Annotated in this window: 16 protein-coding genes and 1 pseudogene; 1 reads left to right on the top strand and 16 read right to left on the bottom strand. The window is 37.0% G+C overall.

Features of this window, described 5'->3' with window-relative positions; all coding sequences use genetic code 11:
• Positions 1-279: 279 nt before the first annotated feature.
• From scpB to ACLIBG_RS14650, 13 genes are all read right to left on the bottom strand, one after another.
• Positions 280-876: an SMC-Scp complex subunit ScpB gene (scpB, locus tag ACLIBG_RS14710; RefSeq protein ID WP_439313516.1), complete on the bottom strand. Its 597-nt coding sequence runs from the start codon at positions 874-876 to the stop codon at positions 280-282.
• 2 nt (positions 877-878) lie between these two features.
• On the bottom strand, positions 879-1,619 hold the full coding sequence (locus tag ACLIBG_RS14705; RefSeq protein WP_439313515.1) for a segregation/condensation protein A: 741 nt from the start codon (positions 1,617-1,619) through the stop codon (positions 879-881).
• Between the two features lie 281 nt (positions 1,620-1,900).
• Entirely contained in the window at positions 1,901-2,272 is a 372-nt protein-coding gene (locus ACLIBG_RS14700) for a GNAT family N-acetyltransferase (RefSeq protein WP_439313514.1), read from the bottom strand.
• Between the two features lie 272 nt (positions 2,273-2,544).
• Positions 2,545-2,994, bottom strand: coding sequence for a site-2 protease family protein (locus tag ACLIBG_RS14695; RefSeq protein ID WP_439313513.1), 450 nt, complete (start codon positions 2,992-2,994; stop codon positions 2,545-2,547).
• 139 nt (positions 2,995-3,133) lie between these two features.
• Positions 3,134-3,571: a peptidylprolyl isomerase gene (locus ACLIBG_RS14690; RefSeq protein ID WP_439313512.1), complete on the bottom strand. Its 438-nt coding sequence runs from the start codon at positions 3,569-3,571 to the stop codon at positions 3,134-3,136.
• 59 nt (positions 3,572-3,630) lie between these two features.
• The gene (gene lysA / locus ACLIBG_RS14685; RefSeq protein ID WP_439313511.1) at positions 3,631-4,938 is read right to left on the bottom strand and encodes a diaminopimelate decarboxylase; all 1,308 of its coding nucleotides are present in this window, start codon (positions 4,936-4,938) and stop codon (positions 3,631-3,633) included.
• Between the two features lie 148 nt (positions 4,939-5,086).
• Entirely contained in the window at positions 5,087-6,583 is a 1,497-nt protein-coding gene (locus ACLIBG_RS14680) for a spore germination protein (protein WP_439313510.1), read from the bottom strand.
• A 27-nt stretch (positions 6,584-6,610) separates the two neighbouring features.
• Entirely contained in the window at positions 6,611-7,039 is a 429-nt protein-coding gene (locus ACLIBG_RS14675) for a stage V sporulation protein AB (protein ID WP_439313509.1), read from the bottom strand.
• Entirely contained in the window at positions 7,017-7,634 is a 618-nt protein-coding gene (locus ACLIBG_RS14670) for a stage V sporulation protein AA (RefSeq protein ID WP_439313508.1), read from the bottom strand. The genes ACLIBG_RS14675 and ACLIBG_RS14670 overlap by 23 nt, the downstream gene beginning before the upstream one ends.
• A gap of 166 nt (positions 7,635-7,800) precedes the next feature.
• Positions 7,801-8,556, bottom strand: coding sequence for an RNA polymerase sporulation sigma factor SigF (gene sigF / locus ACLIBG_RS14665; protein WP_439313507.1), 756 nt, complete (start codon positions 8,554-8,556; stop codon positions 7,801-7,803).
• Positions 8,557-8,571: 15 nt separating this feature from the next.
• Positions 8,572-9,012 carry an anti-sigma F factor gene (spoIIAB, locus tag ACLIBG_RS14660; RefSeq protein ID WP_439313506.1) on the bottom strand — a complete coding sequence of 147 codons (441 nt, stop codon included), beginning with the start codon at positions 9,010-9,012 and terminating at the stop codon, positions 8,572-8,574.
• On the bottom strand, positions 9,009-9,362 hold the full coding sequence (gene spoIIAA, locus ACLIBG_RS14655) for an anti-sigma F factor antagonist (protein WP_439313505.1): 354 nt from the start codon (positions 9,360-9,362) through the stop codon (positions 9,009-9,011). Before spoIIAA ends, spoIIAB begins: the two co-directional genes overlap by 4 nt.
• A gap of 220 nt (positions 9,363-9,582) precedes the next feature.
• Complete coding sequence (locus ACLIBG_RS14650; protein WP_439313504.1) at positions 9,583-10,755, bottom strand: D-alanyl-D-alanine carboxypeptidase family protein; 1,173 nt, start codon at positions 10,753-10,755, stop codon at positions 9,583-9,585.
• A gap of 449 nt (positions 10,756-11,204) precedes the next feature.
• Between ACLIBG_RS14650 and ACLIBG_RS14645 the strand changes: the two are divergent.
• A pseudogene (locus ACLIBG_RS14645) lies at positions 11,205-12,765 on the top strand (IS1182 family transposase); the annotation flags it as partial.
• A 136-nt stretch (positions 12,766-12,901) separates the two neighbouring features.
• On the opposite strand, the gene deoB reads toward ACLIBG_RS14645, so the two are convergent.
• From deoB to ACLIBG_RS14630, 3 genes are read right to left on the bottom strand one after another with little or no spacing between them, the layout of a single operon-like run.
• Positions 12,902-14,080: a phosphopentomutase gene (gene deoB, locus ACLIBG_RS14640; RefSeq protein ID WP_439313503.1), complete on the bottom strand. Its 1,179-nt coding sequence runs from the start codon at positions 14,078-14,080 to the stop codon at positions 12,902-12,904.
• Between the two features lie 42 nt (positions 14,081-14,122).
• Complete coding sequence (gene xerD, locus ACLIBG_RS14635) at positions 14,123-15,013, bottom strand: site-specific tyrosine recombinase XerD (protein ID WP_439313517.1); 891 nt, start codon at positions 15,011-15,013, stop codon at positions 14,123-14,125.
• A gap of 8 nt (positions 15,014-15,021) precedes the next feature.
• Complete coding sequence (locus ACLIBG_RS14630; RefSeq protein ID WP_439313502.1) at positions 15,022-15,228, bottom strand: YqzK family protein; 207 nt, start codon at positions 15,226-15,228, stop codon at positions 15,022-15,024.
• Positions 15,229-16,044 lie beyond the last annotated feature (816 nt).

The raw sequence follows: 16,044 nt of genomic DNA, 5'->3' as shown, positions 1-16,044 counted from the left end.
CACGTCCTGTGGCTCCGCCTGGGACTGCGCGTAAATGCTCGCCCCACCGAAAAGATTTGCACTAGAACATCCTGTACGTCGAAGCTAGACAGATATGCGGAAAATTATATACATTCTTATCTTTTAAGAAAAACGCAAGCGCCCTCGCAGGCTAAAAGCGTACCTTCCTAAGACTGCGCTTAAATGGTCGTCCAACCGGAAAGAATTGGACGTCGAAGCTAGTCAGCTATGCACAAGATTTATGCTTTCTGACCTTCAAAAGTGATAATTTGCATAACATTAGGATCGATTATTATCTTCTTCCATTTCTTGAAAACGATCAAAAAACAAATCAGCTTCCTGCTCCAATGATTGGTTTTCCGTGTTTTCCGGAAGGGGTGGTAATTCATTTAACGACGTTAAACCAAAATATGTTAAAAAGTCTTTTCCAGTACCAAACAATACCGGCCTACCGACACCATCTCGACGTCCGACTTCTTCAATCAACGATTTTGCTAATAATGTTTGCACAGGGCGATCACTATTCACTCCTCGGATTTCTTCAATTTCAACTCTTGTTATTGGTTGCTCGTAAGCAATGATAGCTAATGTTTCCAGACCAGCTTGGGATAGGCGGTTCGCCTGAGGAGTTTCTAGTAATTTTTTAAAATAATGACTGTGTTCAGGTTTTGTAGTTAAATGATAGATTCCGTTGGACTGAATAACCATCATCCCGCGCTCCGTATGCTCATAATCATACTTTAATTCTTCCAACAAATGCTCTACGGATGAGGTCGTAACGTCCATAACATTTGCTAATTGTTTGATCGTCGCACCTTCATCTCCACATGCAAACAATAATCCTTCAAGCAAGCCTTTAAGTTCAGAGATTTCCATCATTAATCCCCCATTGAATAAACATATAATGAATCAAAATGATTTTCTTGTTTACAGTACACTTTATTGTTTTTCATTAATTCAAGCAAAGCCATAAAGGAAATAACTATTTGCGACTTTGCTTTATAATCGAATAATTCATCAAATAAAATACCAGTTGGATTTCCGGAAAGTAATTGTACAATCTCCTCCATACGCTCTTCAAGGGTGATCTCCCTTTGATTGATTTTTGTATCTAATGGTTCATTCCATTTTTGTCGTTGTAATACATTCGACAATGCACTAAGCATATCGTATATGGATATATTACCCTTTTCTGTCGGGACGTCTTCCTTAAGTTCGTGAAAGTTTTGGGGGGGCCTTGTATATATCCGGCTTTCATCAGCCTCTTTGTTTTGTAACTGTAAAGCCGCTTCTTTATATTTACGATATTCGATTAATCTTTGCATTAACTCTTCTCTGGGATCTTCCATATATTCTTCTTGATCTTCGGGTAGTTCTTGCTTCGGTAATAGCATCTCGCTTTTAATGGCAACAAGAGTTGCAGCCATTACAAGATACTCACTAGCAATATTTAATTCAATCGTCTGCATCGCATGTAAGTATTGCATGTACTGTTCCGTAATCTGTGCGACAGGGATATCATAAATATCAATTTCATACTGATTAATTAAATGCAATAACAAATCAAGAGGACCTTCAAATGTATCCAGCTTTACTTTGTATGTATTCGGTTGATTCATACCCTATACACCCTCTACTAATTGCTAATCGCAGCAAATATCCATACAAGGAAAAATTTCCATAATTCTAAATAGGTCGCTTTATAAAAAATGAAGGGAAAAATGGGGGATTATGAAAGAATTGAAAAATAAGCATGCTGTTTCTAATTCACAATATATTTAGTTATTTGGTTTAATATGCTTTTTAAGCCAGAAAAGTCAGCCTTTTAGAAAGCTGACTTGACGAATTATCTGCTTAAACAAATTGGACAAAATACTTTCCATTTCGATCGAACAGAAATTTATTCTATACCTTCACCTTGTTCTTCTTCACATTTATTGAAAAAACCTTGCGTTACACTATTAGCGCAAACAGCATATTTTTCTTGATAAAGCTGCTTTACTTCCTGAATCATTTTTTTGCCAATTCCTAAATTGCGATAAGATGGATTTACTGAAATGTGTTGAATAACTACGTTCAGTTCATCTTCTATTTTCAATCCAATCGCACCAACAACAGAAGCTTCTTCTTTCCAAAGGTACAAATGCCAGTTGGAATTTGATTCGTATTCTTTTATCGTTTGCTGCAGCACTTTTACATCTCTTTCTTCAGGCATGAAAGAGAGTAGTCCCATAGCAATTTTTTCTTGATTTCTTTTATAGCGAATTAACATATTAACCCCTCATTAAAGGAATATCTTAGAAGCGCCATTTATGACAACGACGACAACTATTTAAGCCACAGTGAGCCATGATTATACATTTATGATATCCTATCTACCATCTAGCTAACTTTAAGAAAATAACCTTAAGATTTGTCCGTATATTCATTTATGCATCATTCTACCTTATTTGTCAAATAACATTACCTTACCCGTGACAATCAACTATTCGACCCTTTAGTAAGTATAAACAAGTAAACTGTGAATTATACTATTCTATTCACCTATTTTGACAATGCCTTCAAAATCATATATCCATCCGATTGTTTATTCCCAATTTTAAAAGGAATTATATTTACCAATGCTACCCAGAGATTAAATAAAACAAATACATTTATAAATGGATGAGCAAATAAATTGTTTATATAATAAAAAACAAAGGCAACTATAATGCTGGCGATTGGTCCAAGGCCAGAAACGATTGCAGATTCCAATGAATTTAAAGGAATCTTTCTTTTGCTTTTCGTATATGCTCCCCAAAAAAACCATTGATGAAACGAAATATTAATTGGAACCAAGCAGGTAAGATTAAATAATTTCTTTCCACTTCCAATCGATAGTTTAATATATTCCGATTTAACGATTCTTGCCCCTAATACATGCCCCATTTCATGCAAAAGAAGACTAAACGGGGCTACAATAATGATTAGATATAAAATAACTCCAGGATCCATTATTCACATCCTAAAAAATGCTATTACTATTGTTTAGACCGCAGTCCAATGCCCGGAATTTTCCGTCTGTAATTGTTGCATGCAATCTTCTCTTAAACAAAGAGCCTGCGTTACGTGCAGGCTCTTTAAAAAGCTTTTATTATTCGGAATAAATTTTTACTTCCTTCATTTTATCCCCATTTTGCATACTTTTTGCGTGTTCAATGCCAGAAGTTACTTGTCCAAATACGGTATGGACTCCATCCAAATGTGGCTGTGCTTCATGTACAATAAAAAATTGACAGCTACCTGTATCTTTGCCGGCATGTGCCATTGATAGTGAGCCTTCTGCATGTTTATGCGGATTTCCCTCTGTTTCACACTTAATTGTATATCCTGCTGATCCAGTCCCTGTCCCGTTCGGGCAACCTCCTTGGCTCACAAATCCCGGAATAACACGGTGAAATGCTAATCCATCATAAAATTTGTCGTTGATCAACTTTTCAAAGTTTGCTACCGTACCAGGAGCTTCGTTTGGATATAATTCAAATTTGATTTCATTTCCATTTTCCATAATAATAATACCTTTTTTTGACATTCGTATATTCCCCTTTACATTATTAGTATTGTATACTTTTGCTAAACCATTCATAATTCTTATTCATATGATAAGTCATTTTTCAAAATATCTTCATTCGTTTCTCTTCTAACTACCAGTTTATCGACACCATCTTCCACAAAGACAACCGCGGGCTTTCGAAATCGGTTGTAGTTGTTAGCCATGGAGTACCCATATGCGCCTGTGGAAAATACTGCAAGAATATCGCCGGGTTCAATTGCCGGAACCTTCAAGTCCCAAATAAGCATATCACCGGACTCACAAGCCTTTCCTGCGATCGATACATTGTTTTCCGCCTGTTCATTTGCTTTGTTCGCAACTATTCCTTCGTATTTTGCCTCATATAACGCGGGCCTTATATTATCTGCCATCCCGCCGTCAACTGCAACGTACTTCCGCACATTCGGTATATCTTTCATAGATCCAACAGTATATAACGTTATTCCTGCATTCCCAACAATCGATCGTCCAGGCTCGATCCATACTTCTGGCATGGGAATTTTCAAAGCAGATGCTTGATCCTTCACCGCTTGTACAATTTTTTTAACATGGTTTTCAAATGGCAGCGGATCATCGCTTCCTACATAACGAATACCAAATCCTCCACCAAGATTCACTACTTCAGGAACATAGTTATAATGATTATACCATGCTGACAACTGCTCAAATAATAACTCAACAGCTTTTAAAAAACTGTCCGTGCTAAAAATTTGTGATCCGATGTGGCAATGCAATCCTTTGAATTGAATGTATTCATGGTCGTGCAATCGTTCAAAAGCTTTATTTGCCTGACCGTTTTTCATATTGAAACCAAATTTGGAATCTTCATTACCTGTCATAATATAATGGTGTGTATCGGATTCAATACCTGGGGTAACGCGAACAAGAACATCCATTTTTTTATTCTGTTCTTTTAAAATACGCTCGATTAATTCAATTTCATAAAAATTATCGACTACAATACAGCCGATATCGTGCTCGATCGCCATGGAAAGCTCGTCATAGCTTTTGTTGTTACCATGCAAGTGGATCTTTTTCACCGGAAAATCGGCCTGTAAAGCGGTATATAATTCTCCTTCCGAAACAACATCCAAACTCAAATTCTCTTGCTTAATGACTTGGAGCATCGCTATGGAAGAGAATGCTTTACTTGCATATGCGACCTGGGCTTTCACACCTAATTGTTTAAATGTATCAACAAACGCCCTGCAGTTTTCTCTTATGAGTGAAACATCATAGACATATAAAGGTGTACCATATTTTTCTGCAAGATAAGTAGCGTCCATCTTGCCAATTTCCAGATGACCTTTATCATTTAATGTAAACGGATGATGTTCAATGGCCATAGCTATCCCCCATTTTACGTATAGATTATCGATTAGCTTTTTATACTCAACAAACCGTGTGGCGAACAAATCGATTCATGATTTATACCGCATAGTTGATAAAAACACTTTATCATAATGGCGTTGAAAACGAAAGTAATAAAACAGACTAGTCTCTGTTCTGCTTTTTTCCTTTCGGCTGTCGATAATTATTTTTAGGATGGATAGAGCTGGGCCGCAGATTGGAAAAAGGAACCGGAATACGAAAGAGAAACTTGTACATAGCGGAAGCATTGAACGGTATAAAAGGCCAAAAATACGGTGTTTTTAATGTCTTTAATCGAACGAGAAACAAAATAAATACCGTAATGCCGACTGTAAATCCAATTACACCAAAAGCCGCTGTAGCTATGACTAATAAAAGTTTTATGATTCGGTTAGCAACACTTAACTCATAACTCGGTGTAACATAAGAACCGACCGTCGTTATTGCTACATACAATATCACTTCCGGACTTAACATGCCGACATCAACAGCAATTTGCCCGATTAATACTGCCGCTATTAAACCTAACGCTGTAGCTAAGGGTGTCGGTGTATGAATAGCCGCCATCCGAAGAAATTCCACTCCCAAGTCTGCTAAAATTATTTGTATAATAATAGGGATGTTTCCTTCTTCATTTGGTCCTATAAATGATAATGATTGTGGCAGTAAGGTTGGATCCATGACAACCATTAGCCAAAAAGGTAATAAAAACAACGAAGCAAGGAGAGCAAGTATACGAATCCAGCGAATAAACGTACCAACAGCAGGTGTTTGCCTAAACTCTTCAGCATGTTCCATATGATCAAAAAAAGTAGTCGGCAAAATAATAATGCTTGGGGAAGTGTCAACCATAATAATGACATGACCTTCTAGCATATGACTTGCTGCAACATCAGGTCTTTCGGTATATCGAACGATCGGATATGGATTCCAGCTTCGGCCAATAATAAATTCTTCCAACGCTTTATCCGCCATTGTTAGCCCGTCCACTTCGATTGCTCTTATTTTGTTTTTTGTATATTCCACAAGATCATTGTCAGCTACATCTTTTATGTAACACACACATACATCTGTTTTGGATCGTTCGCCAACTTTCAACATTTCATGCCTTAATCTGGCATCACGAATCCTTCTTCTCGTAAGTGCTGTATTTTCAATGACATTCTCTGTGAATCCATCTCTTGAACCACGTATCACTCTTTCCGTATCAGGTTCTTCGGGTGTTCTGCCCGGATAACGACGAACATCAACAATGAATGAATAAGGTTCCCCATCAATAAAAACAACGATAAGCCCTGATAATAAGGCGTCAACAGACTCGTCCATTGTTTTCGTAGTTTCTACCTGTTGGTTAACAAGTCGATTCTCAATAATCTCGAACAACTTTTTATCATTTGTTTCATTATCATTAATCTCAATAAGAATCTTTATTATTTCAACAACGGTAGCATCGTCTACAAGCCCATTAACGAAATATAACTGGATTTGCCGTTTTAAAATAACGAGCTCGCGAAATCCAATATCGAACGAAATATCCGCACCAATTCGATTTTTCATATATTTTTCATTGTCTTTAATTCTTTTTGACACAGATACTTTCTTCTTTGTATCGCTTACCATCAATATTACCTTCCCATCCTTATTCACTTATCTTGATAAAATAATCCATTGAAATAATGAACCGAAAATTTTGCCAAATACAATTGCCATTAGCAAACTCATGATGTACTTACTAACTCCAAGCCGTTTGGATAGAATGGGGAAAACGTTAAGCACTTCCGTAAGCGCTGCTGCAAGCATTCCGTTAAATATCCCGTGAAACACACCCCAAACGATAAGTACAATCACTGGATTATTCCATGCCACATTTATAAAAGAAAGGTACGTTCCAAACAGTGTTCCTAAAAGAGCACAAGCTCCGTACACTTTCACTAAATGGTTTGCCCTGCTTAATTGAATCAATCTCGGAATAATCCCAAGCACTGTAATTATTGCAACAAACCCGCTTCCGACAGCAAGGCCCCCGGCAAACCCGATAATTGCTTCGAAAATATTAATAATAAATATCTTTATCATTCAACTCATTCTCATAATGACCGGTATATTGGTCGATATTTTGTTGGTAATTAAATATTTCTACTTCCAAGGGGCTTGGTTCTTCATTAAATCTTTTTTTAAACCAATGATTAAAGAATAGTAACATCCCTGCACCAAGACCGAACGAATAGGGTATTTGAATCCAAAGTGGATATGGCGTTTGTTCACCGGTAAACAGATAATGTAACTTCTGATGTACCTCCTGCATGCTGACATCATAATGAAAATTCATAATCGTCATTGCTGTTCCTATAAACAATAAAATCCATACAAATGAAGCGATAAGTATAGATGGTTGTTTGCTTTTATTATTTACCTCAACTAATGTATGATCCGGTCCTACTAATTGGAATTCCAAACCATTATAAATCGTATTTAAATGCCTAATTACCGTAAAACTGTCAATTACGACTAAATTATTATCTTTTTTTGTTATACGGTAGATTGGGGTTTCATATAAAGTGCCACTATTCTCTGCTACCGTGGATATATAAGCTATATGAGCCAATTTAATATGTTTCAGTTCTTTTACTTTAATCATTTTTTTCATTCTTATGTATACGATATTTGACATGTACCTCACACCTTTAAATATCTACCTGATAAAAATAGTATTTGTGACTATCCTAATATTTATGCAGAAAAAAAAGAGGCACTAATTTATTATAAATTGCTCTTTTATATTCACTTTATGCTAACTAAAAACAAGCACAAAAAAATCACCTGATTGACAGATGATTTTATCGTTTCATTCTACTTTTCATATCATGCAATATTTTCTTCTCGAGACGAGAAACTTGTACTTGAGATATGCCGAGTCTTTCGGCTACTTCCGACTGGGTTTTATCTTTATAATAGCGCAAATAAACAATTAATCTTTCTCGCTCGCTTAAGTCCCTTATTGCTTCTTCCAAGGTTAACTTATCAAACCAACTGCCATCCTTATCAGCAATTTGATCGAGCAATGTAATTGGGTCACCATCATTTTCAAAGACCGTCTCATGAATGGAATGGGGTGATTTCGACGCTTCCTGAGCATGCGATACTTCTTCAGCTGTAAGATCCAGTGCATCTGCAACTTCATAAACTGTTGGGGACCTCCCTAGCTGTTTTGTTAATTCATCTTTTTTAATTCTTATTTTATTCGCTGTTTCCTTTATTGTTCGACTCACTTTCAAACTACCATCATCACGTATAAAACGTTGAATTTCTCCAATAATCATTGGTACAGCATACGTAGAAAATCGAACATCATAGGATAAATCAAATTTGTCAATTGACTTAATTAACCCAATACTACCAATCTGGAATAAATCTTCTGGATCATAACCTCGATTAATAAAACGTTGCACAACTGACCAGACAAGGCGAACGTTTTTTTCGACGAGCAGATCCCTTGCTTGACGGTCTCCTTGCTGGCTTTTTAATATATATTCCTTGACTTGCTCATTTGTTAAGGTCCCCTTTTGCTTTTCACGCTCTACATTTACCTTCATCGCAGGACCCCCTTATTAATTGCAAACCGTTTTACTTTTTGACAGCTGTTTCTTCATCGTAACGGTTGTTCCTTCTCCGGGGTCAGAAAGAACTTCTACAGAATCCATAAAATTTTCGATAATCGTAAAGCCCATACCTGAACGTTCATATTCCGGCTTAGATGTAAATAATGGCTGCCGTGCTTCTTCCACATCGGATATACCTGATCCGGTATCTTTTACAATTAGTTCAACTTCTTCTTCATGTAGTATGCAAATTATTTTAATTAATTGATTTGGATCATTGTTATACCCATGAATAATCGAGTTTGTAACTGCCTCGGACACAACGGTTTTTATCTCTGTTAACTCATCCATGGTTGGGTCCAATTGTGTAACAAACGCACCTACAGTCCCTCTTGCGAAAGATTCATTTTTACTTTTACTTGAAAATTGTAAGACCATCTCGTTTTTCATGAAGCCACCCCCAATGAAAATAACGCGCTTTCCTCATTTTCTTCTTGTCGAATAATCTTAAACATTCCGGACATTTCAAATAAACGGGAAATTGGTGGGGAAATTGAACAAACAATCATTTCTCCACCAAGCTGCAGCACTTCTTTATATCTTCCTAACATAACCCCAAGCCCGGAACTGTCCATGAAGGTGACAGCTTCCAAATTCAAGATCATATGCTTGATTGAGTTTTTATAAATTGTGTCCTGCCATTTTTCTCGCAATTGATTTGCTTCATGATGATCCAGTTCTCCTGCTAAACGAACAACTAGCACATCTTCTTTTACGATAAAACTAGAAGTTAGACTCACTTGTTTCCCTCCTTTAAAAACTGCTATCTTAAGCATTCTGTATCAACTGCTTAAAATCCTGCCTCATGACAAAACTAGAAATTTTTCGTCAAAATGCAACGTACACCGTCATTCTTAAATTCAGACGGAGAATGAACATTTACGCACAATATCTAAACATGTACATAACGAAGGAGCTCATTCATATAGAGATTTTTACCGAAGATGCTGTGAACACTCTTTAATAATTTTGTACAATTTGCTGTAATGATCGTTTAAGCAATGTAAAATAAGATGCGTTATTAACATCTCCCTTAGCGACTAAAGAAGTTTCTGAAAGTACTTTACCATTACTCTTTACTTGGAGTACACCAACATGTTCTCCTTTTTTAAGCGGGAGACTCACTCGTTCTTGCACTTTGATTGTTGTTGAAATATTTTCCGGTTTTTCCCCTTTTTTATGGACCGTACTGACAGAATCGGATGTAACGATATCAACAGTAGATTGTTCTGATTTTAATAGTTTTAACTGACTTACCGTTTCGTTTTTATCAAATAGCTTTTTCGTGTCAAAATGATTGAAAGCATAGTCAAGCATTTGCGACACAATTGCATTTCTTTCTTTCGATGTTTCTGCACCCATCACTACAGCAATAACACGCATATCATTTTTTTGGGCTGTAGCGGTTAAACAATACTTTGCTTCATTGGTGTAACCAGTCTTCAACCCATCCACTCCTGGATAAAAACGTACTAATTTATTTGTATTGACTAACCAGAATTCGTTTTCCTCTCCTTTTCTTAAGTAGTCTTCATAAATTGATGTATATTCTGTAATTTGTTCATATTTTAGTAATTCCTTTGCGATCATAGCCATGTCATGTGATGTACTATAATGATCGTCTGCTGGCAATCCCGATGAATTTTGAAACTTTGTATTTTTTAATTTAAGTGCTTTTGCCTTTTCATTCATTTTTTTAACAAAAGCTTCTTCACTTCCAGCAATTCTTTCTGCAAGCGCTACACTTGCATCATTAGCTGAAGCGATCGATATCCCTTTCAGTAAATTTTCCACCGACATTTCTTCTCCGGGTTCCAGAAATATTTGGGATCCTCCCATAGATGAGGCACGTTCGCTTACCCTTATGGTTTCGTCCATTTTCAGGTCCCCTTCAGCAATTGCCTCCATAATTAATAAAAGCGTCATCACTTTTGTCATGCTTGCCGGGGGAAGTCTTTCTTCCGCATTTTTACTATATAATATTTTACCTGTATCCTGTTCAATCAATATGGCTGATTTCGCTTTTGACGCCAAACTTAAGCTCTCTTCTGTTTTACCGTTTTCTTCTGCATATACAACTTTCCCAAAAATTGTCGCGCTAATTAAAAATCCAATTATCATTATTTTTTTCATCGTTTTTCCCTCCACTAATCCATGTTCTTCAAATGCTTTTTATTTGCATCGTGATTACGTTCATTAATACATGTAGGATGCCCATTAAAGATTTATTTTATAACTATAAATCCATACAATTATAAAAGTTAGATATAGGATGATGAAACTGATTAAATTGTATGTCACCAATAGTCTTCTCGTATTCGCACATTCTGTGCATAGATCTTGAATGTAGATAAAAGAAGGCTACAAGATATTTCAACTTTAAGACTATTATAATTTTAAATGTAAAAAGAGGCTGGGACAAAACCCAGCGAATAAAAAAGGGAATCCAGGATTTTAACTTGGATTCCACTTTTTATTGGGTGTGTAAAATATAATGAAAATTCAATCAAAAAATAATGAAGAAAAGAACACCTTTTGGTAAAATAAAAGTGACTAAACCATTAATTACCGGAGGTGTTCTTATGTTTAAACATTATACCATGAATCAAATAGTTTTGCCTTTAGATTTAGAAATTAAATTAGATAAAAATGATATTGCTTTTGCCGTGAATGATTTAGTTGAAAGTATTCCGGAAGAACCTTTTGAAGACTTTGCACGCGAGACAGGTTGTCCAGCTTATCATCCACGTATGATGATGAAAATTATTTTATGTGCGTATACACAATCCGTATTTTCCGGACGGAAAATTGAGGCATTATTAAAAGATAGTATCCGTATGATGTGGTTGGCTCAAGGTTATGAACCGTCCTATCGAACCATTAATCGCTTCCGTACCAATCCTCAAGTTGCAGAGTTATTACGGCAATGCTTTGTTCAATTCCGTTCGAAGCTGGTCCAAGAAAAGGAAATTGAGGCAGAAGCTATTTTTATCGATGGTACAAAAATCGAAGCGAATGCGAATAAATTTACTTTCGTGTGGCGTAAAGCCGTGGAGCGATATAGTTCCACTCTTGTTGAGAAATCGAATGCTATGTATGACGAGTTACTGGAGAAAGAAATTATTCCAGCTATTGAGCGTGAAAACGATGAAGAACTGTCCGTGAAAGAAATAGAGTTAATCGTTGATAAGCTGGACGACACGATTGATACTTACACGAAAAAGATTAACGAGTCTGATGTAGCGAGTGAACGTAAACAATTGCGGTCAGAGCGCAAGGAGCCGAAGAAATACCGAAAACAATTCGGCGATTTCCTTACTCGAAAACAGAAGTATCAGCGTGACATGGAAATTTTTAAGAATAGAAATAGCTACTCCAAAACAGATCATGACGCCACATTTATGCGAATGAAAGATGATTATATGAGAAATGGTCAATTAAAAGCCGGGTATAACTTACAAATCGCAACAGAAGGCCAATATGCGTTAGCTTACGATATATTTCCTAACCCGACTGATACGCGGACACTAATACCGTTTTTGGATACGATTGTAGAGAAGTATTTTGACTTACCGACCTACATCGTTGGCGATGCGGGATATGGCAGTGAACAAAATTACGATGATGTATTGCATGTGCGCAAGCGAATCCCGTTAATTACATATAATCAATATCGGAAAGAAAAAAAGAAGAAGTTTAAAAGTGATCCATTTAAAACGGCAAATTGGGAATATGATGAAGCAACAGATTCATTTATCTGTCCAAATGACCGAAGATTGTATTATGCGTATGAATCAAACCGAAAAGATAGATATGGATTTAAACGGACATTTAAAGTCTATGAGAGTGAAGGCTGTACAGGCTGTCCACTCCGTCTCTCCTGTACTAAAGCTGCAGAAGGCAAAAACAGAAAATTATTTTATAATGAAAAATGGGAACAGCAAAAAGAATATGTAAAAGCGAAGCTTTCAAACGAGAAAACAGGTGAAATCTATGGGAAACGCAAAATAGATGTCGAGCCAGTTTTTGGATTTTTGAAAGCTAATTTAGGTTTCACTCGTATGTCCGTACGGGGAAATCCGGAAGTGCATAATGAGTTGGATTTGTATTAATGGCGGTAAACTTGAAAGTACACTGCCATTTCCGATGGAAATGGTGCTTCTTCACCTAAAAACAAAGAAAAAACGGTGGTGTTTATGTTTTTTTCAATAAACACCACCGGTTTTATTTATTCGAGACTAGTTATGTCCCAGCCACTTTATGCACATAATGTTGACTGCTATTTTATAATGTCCTTTAAAAAACTTTCTCCATATTCCGGAAAAGGCAATCTAAAATTGTCTGCTATTGTCGTTCCTACATCAGCAAAGGATCGACGTATAGGCAATTCCTTTCCGACGGTAATACCCTTATGATATACCATCAAAGGAACGTATTCTCTCGTATGGTCTGTTCCATGATGCGTCGGATCATTACCATGATCGGCTGTAATGATTAATAAATCGTCTTTTTTCAATTTATTTAATACTTCCGGAAGCCTTCGGTCAAATGCTTCCAATGCTTTTCCATAACCAATCGCATCACGACGATGGCCATACTTAGCGTCAAAGTCGACCAAATTTAAAAAGCAAAGCCCATGAAAAGATATATCTAAACAGTCGACTAATTTTGTCATCCCATCGTCATTATCTAACGTTCGTATTGATTCTGTAATTCCTTCACCGTCATAAATATCAGATATCTTTCCAAGCCCGATTACATCGAGACCTGCATCATCCATTTCATTCAGCACCGTCCTGCCAAATGGCTTTAACGCATAATCATGGCGATTAGGCGTTCGTATAAAGGATCCTGGTTTGCCTGCAAAAGGACGAGCAATAATTCGACCAACCATATACTTTTCATCCAATGTAAGATGACGGGCAACTTCGCAAATAGTATAAAGTTCTTCAATAGGAACTACATCTTCATGCGCGGCTATTTGCAAAACAGAGTCAGCTGATGTATACACAATTATCGAGCCGGTATTCATTTGTTCTTCGCCAAGCTCTTCAAGGATAACCGTCCCGGATGCAGGTTTGTTGCCTATGATTTTTCTATTCGTCCTTTTTTCTAATTCATGAATTAACTCCCGGGGGAAACCTTCCGGAAACGTGCGAAATGGTTGGTCAATTCGTAATCCCATTAATTCCCAATGACCTGTCATCGTGTCTTTTCCATTAGATGCCTCACGCATTTTTGTATAATGTGCCGCGGGTTGTATTTGCTTTTCAATACCTTTTATTTCTTTAATATTGCTTAACCCGAGTTTCCCTATATGTGGCATGTCCAATCCATTCATACATTGTGCTATATGCCCGAGCGTATCCGCTCCTTCATCACCAAACTCGGCTGCATCCGGGGCTTGTCCAATACCAACGGAATCCAATACAATTACAAAGGCTCGTTTAAACTCCATACTTCTATTCCTTCCTTTCACACTACATTTCTTAGTATCCTTCTATGCTCTGGGATGATAGATTTGATATATATCTTTTAGTCTAGCCCTAGACACATGTGTATATATTTGCGTAGTTGAAATATCGGCATGCCCAAGCATCTCTTGTACAGAACGTAAGTCGGCGCCGTTTTCCAATAAATGTGTTGCAAAAGAGTGTCTTAACGTATGTGGTGTGATTTGTTTCGTTAGCCCAGCGTCTCTAGCAATCACTCTTAGTATTTTCCAGAATCCCTGCCGTGTTAAAGGCCTCCCATGTTGATTAACGAATAATTTATTTTCATCTTTTTTTCTTTTCGCAAGCTTATTTCTAGAATGATATAAATAGTTCTCCACTGCTTCCTTAGCTACATCACCCAGTGGTACAATTCTTTCTTTTTCCCCTTTACCTAAGCAGCGGACAAAACCAAGTGTTAAATGAAGATCACTCACTTGTAGCGTAATTAGCTCCGTCACTCGAAGTCCAGTTGCATAGAGCAACTCTACCATCGCTTTATTTCGAATATCGAGCACCGAATTTCCGTCTATTTTTAGCAGTTTGTCTACATCTTCTGAAGACAAGATTTTCGGGAGTTTTCTATCTTTCTTGGGCGTTTCGATATGTAAACTGGCATCGTGATGGACAAGCTGTTCACGAATTAAAAATTGGTGAAAAGATCGGATTGATGAAATGGATCGGGAAATCGTAGAAGGGGATTTCCCTGCATCTCTTAATGTATAGAGGTAAGCAATGATGTCAGTTCTGCTTACCACATTCCAATCTTTTGTTCGTAGTTCTTCACGAAGATAAGTACCATATTGTTTCAAATCTCTTTGGTAGGATGTGATCGTATTTTCAGAAAGGCCTCTTTCAATTTTTAAAAAGTGAAAAAAATCCTCGTACGCATCATTCATTAACACATTTATTCTCCTAGTCTAAAAAATAAGTTCAGACGGTCAATGATACTTTCCTCTTCACTGAACACTTTCACGGCCGGACCTTCCGGATGATCGTAGCGATGATATTGTTCATATTCGGAATGCATTAGCCGAAGTCCAAAATAAAATATAAATGTACATGCTATAAATATAACAAAAACTTTTATGGAATCCCAGACAATTCGTTTCATTTACACCCACCTCGTCAAATCTTTTCTATTATTAAAAGATATGCCAAAAAAGAAGAAGAATATACATATACTTTTTCTTCTTAAACTGGTGATAGGTTTTGGACAACTATTTTTTCTAACAAATGATGCATCGTCGCAAGATCGCAGCAACATTTGAATCTTAAGAAAAGCGCAAGCGCCCCGCTTAGAAACGTAGCGACTGCGCCAGACGGGAGCTGGTGGTTCGATGTTGGGACTGTAGCTTCGCTTTCGCCCCACCGTAAAGATTTGCCACGCAAAGTGGCGGTTTTAATCGAACATTCCAAACCATCCTGAGATTCACTCCAGAGTATAAGATTCACTAGTCTTACGCTAGAGGCGTAAGACAGTTCATCTAAAAGGAATCATGCCCCTGCAAAAGGGGTATGCCGACGTTGGCGCGGGAGGCCGTGTTTAGTCGGCCCTCCTTTGTCTTACCGAATCGATGATAACTTTCACCCAAGGGCATAAGGGCGACTAAGCCGCTGTCTAAAGCCTTTCGGCAAGTCTTCTTTATCGTAAGGCGCTGCGGGAAGTCGCCTAGTTTCTGGGCGATTAAGCTAGACAGCTATGCACAAAAATTTATACTCCCTCTATATACTAACTTGTTCGCCTGTTTTCTTTGTTTTTCTTAGAATTTCATTTTATTTATGATTTATCAATAACATTTTAAATGGTATAGGAACGAAATTTAATGTAGAAGGGTGCACTTAATAAGCCATCCTTCTCTTTTTGAAAAAAATGGATATTAGTTGTTATAATCGCACCTTTCATTCCCACAATACTCATGGCGACAAA

The organism is Virgibacillus sp. W0181, from assembly GCF_051846915.1.
In the GTDB taxonomy this organism is placed as follows: domain Bacteria; phylum Bacillota; class Bacilli; order Bacillales; family Amphibacillaceae; genus JBPYCR01.
The sequence above is the reverse complement of the archived record's forward strand: the minus strand, read 5'-3'. Positions and strand labels throughout refer to the sequence as shown.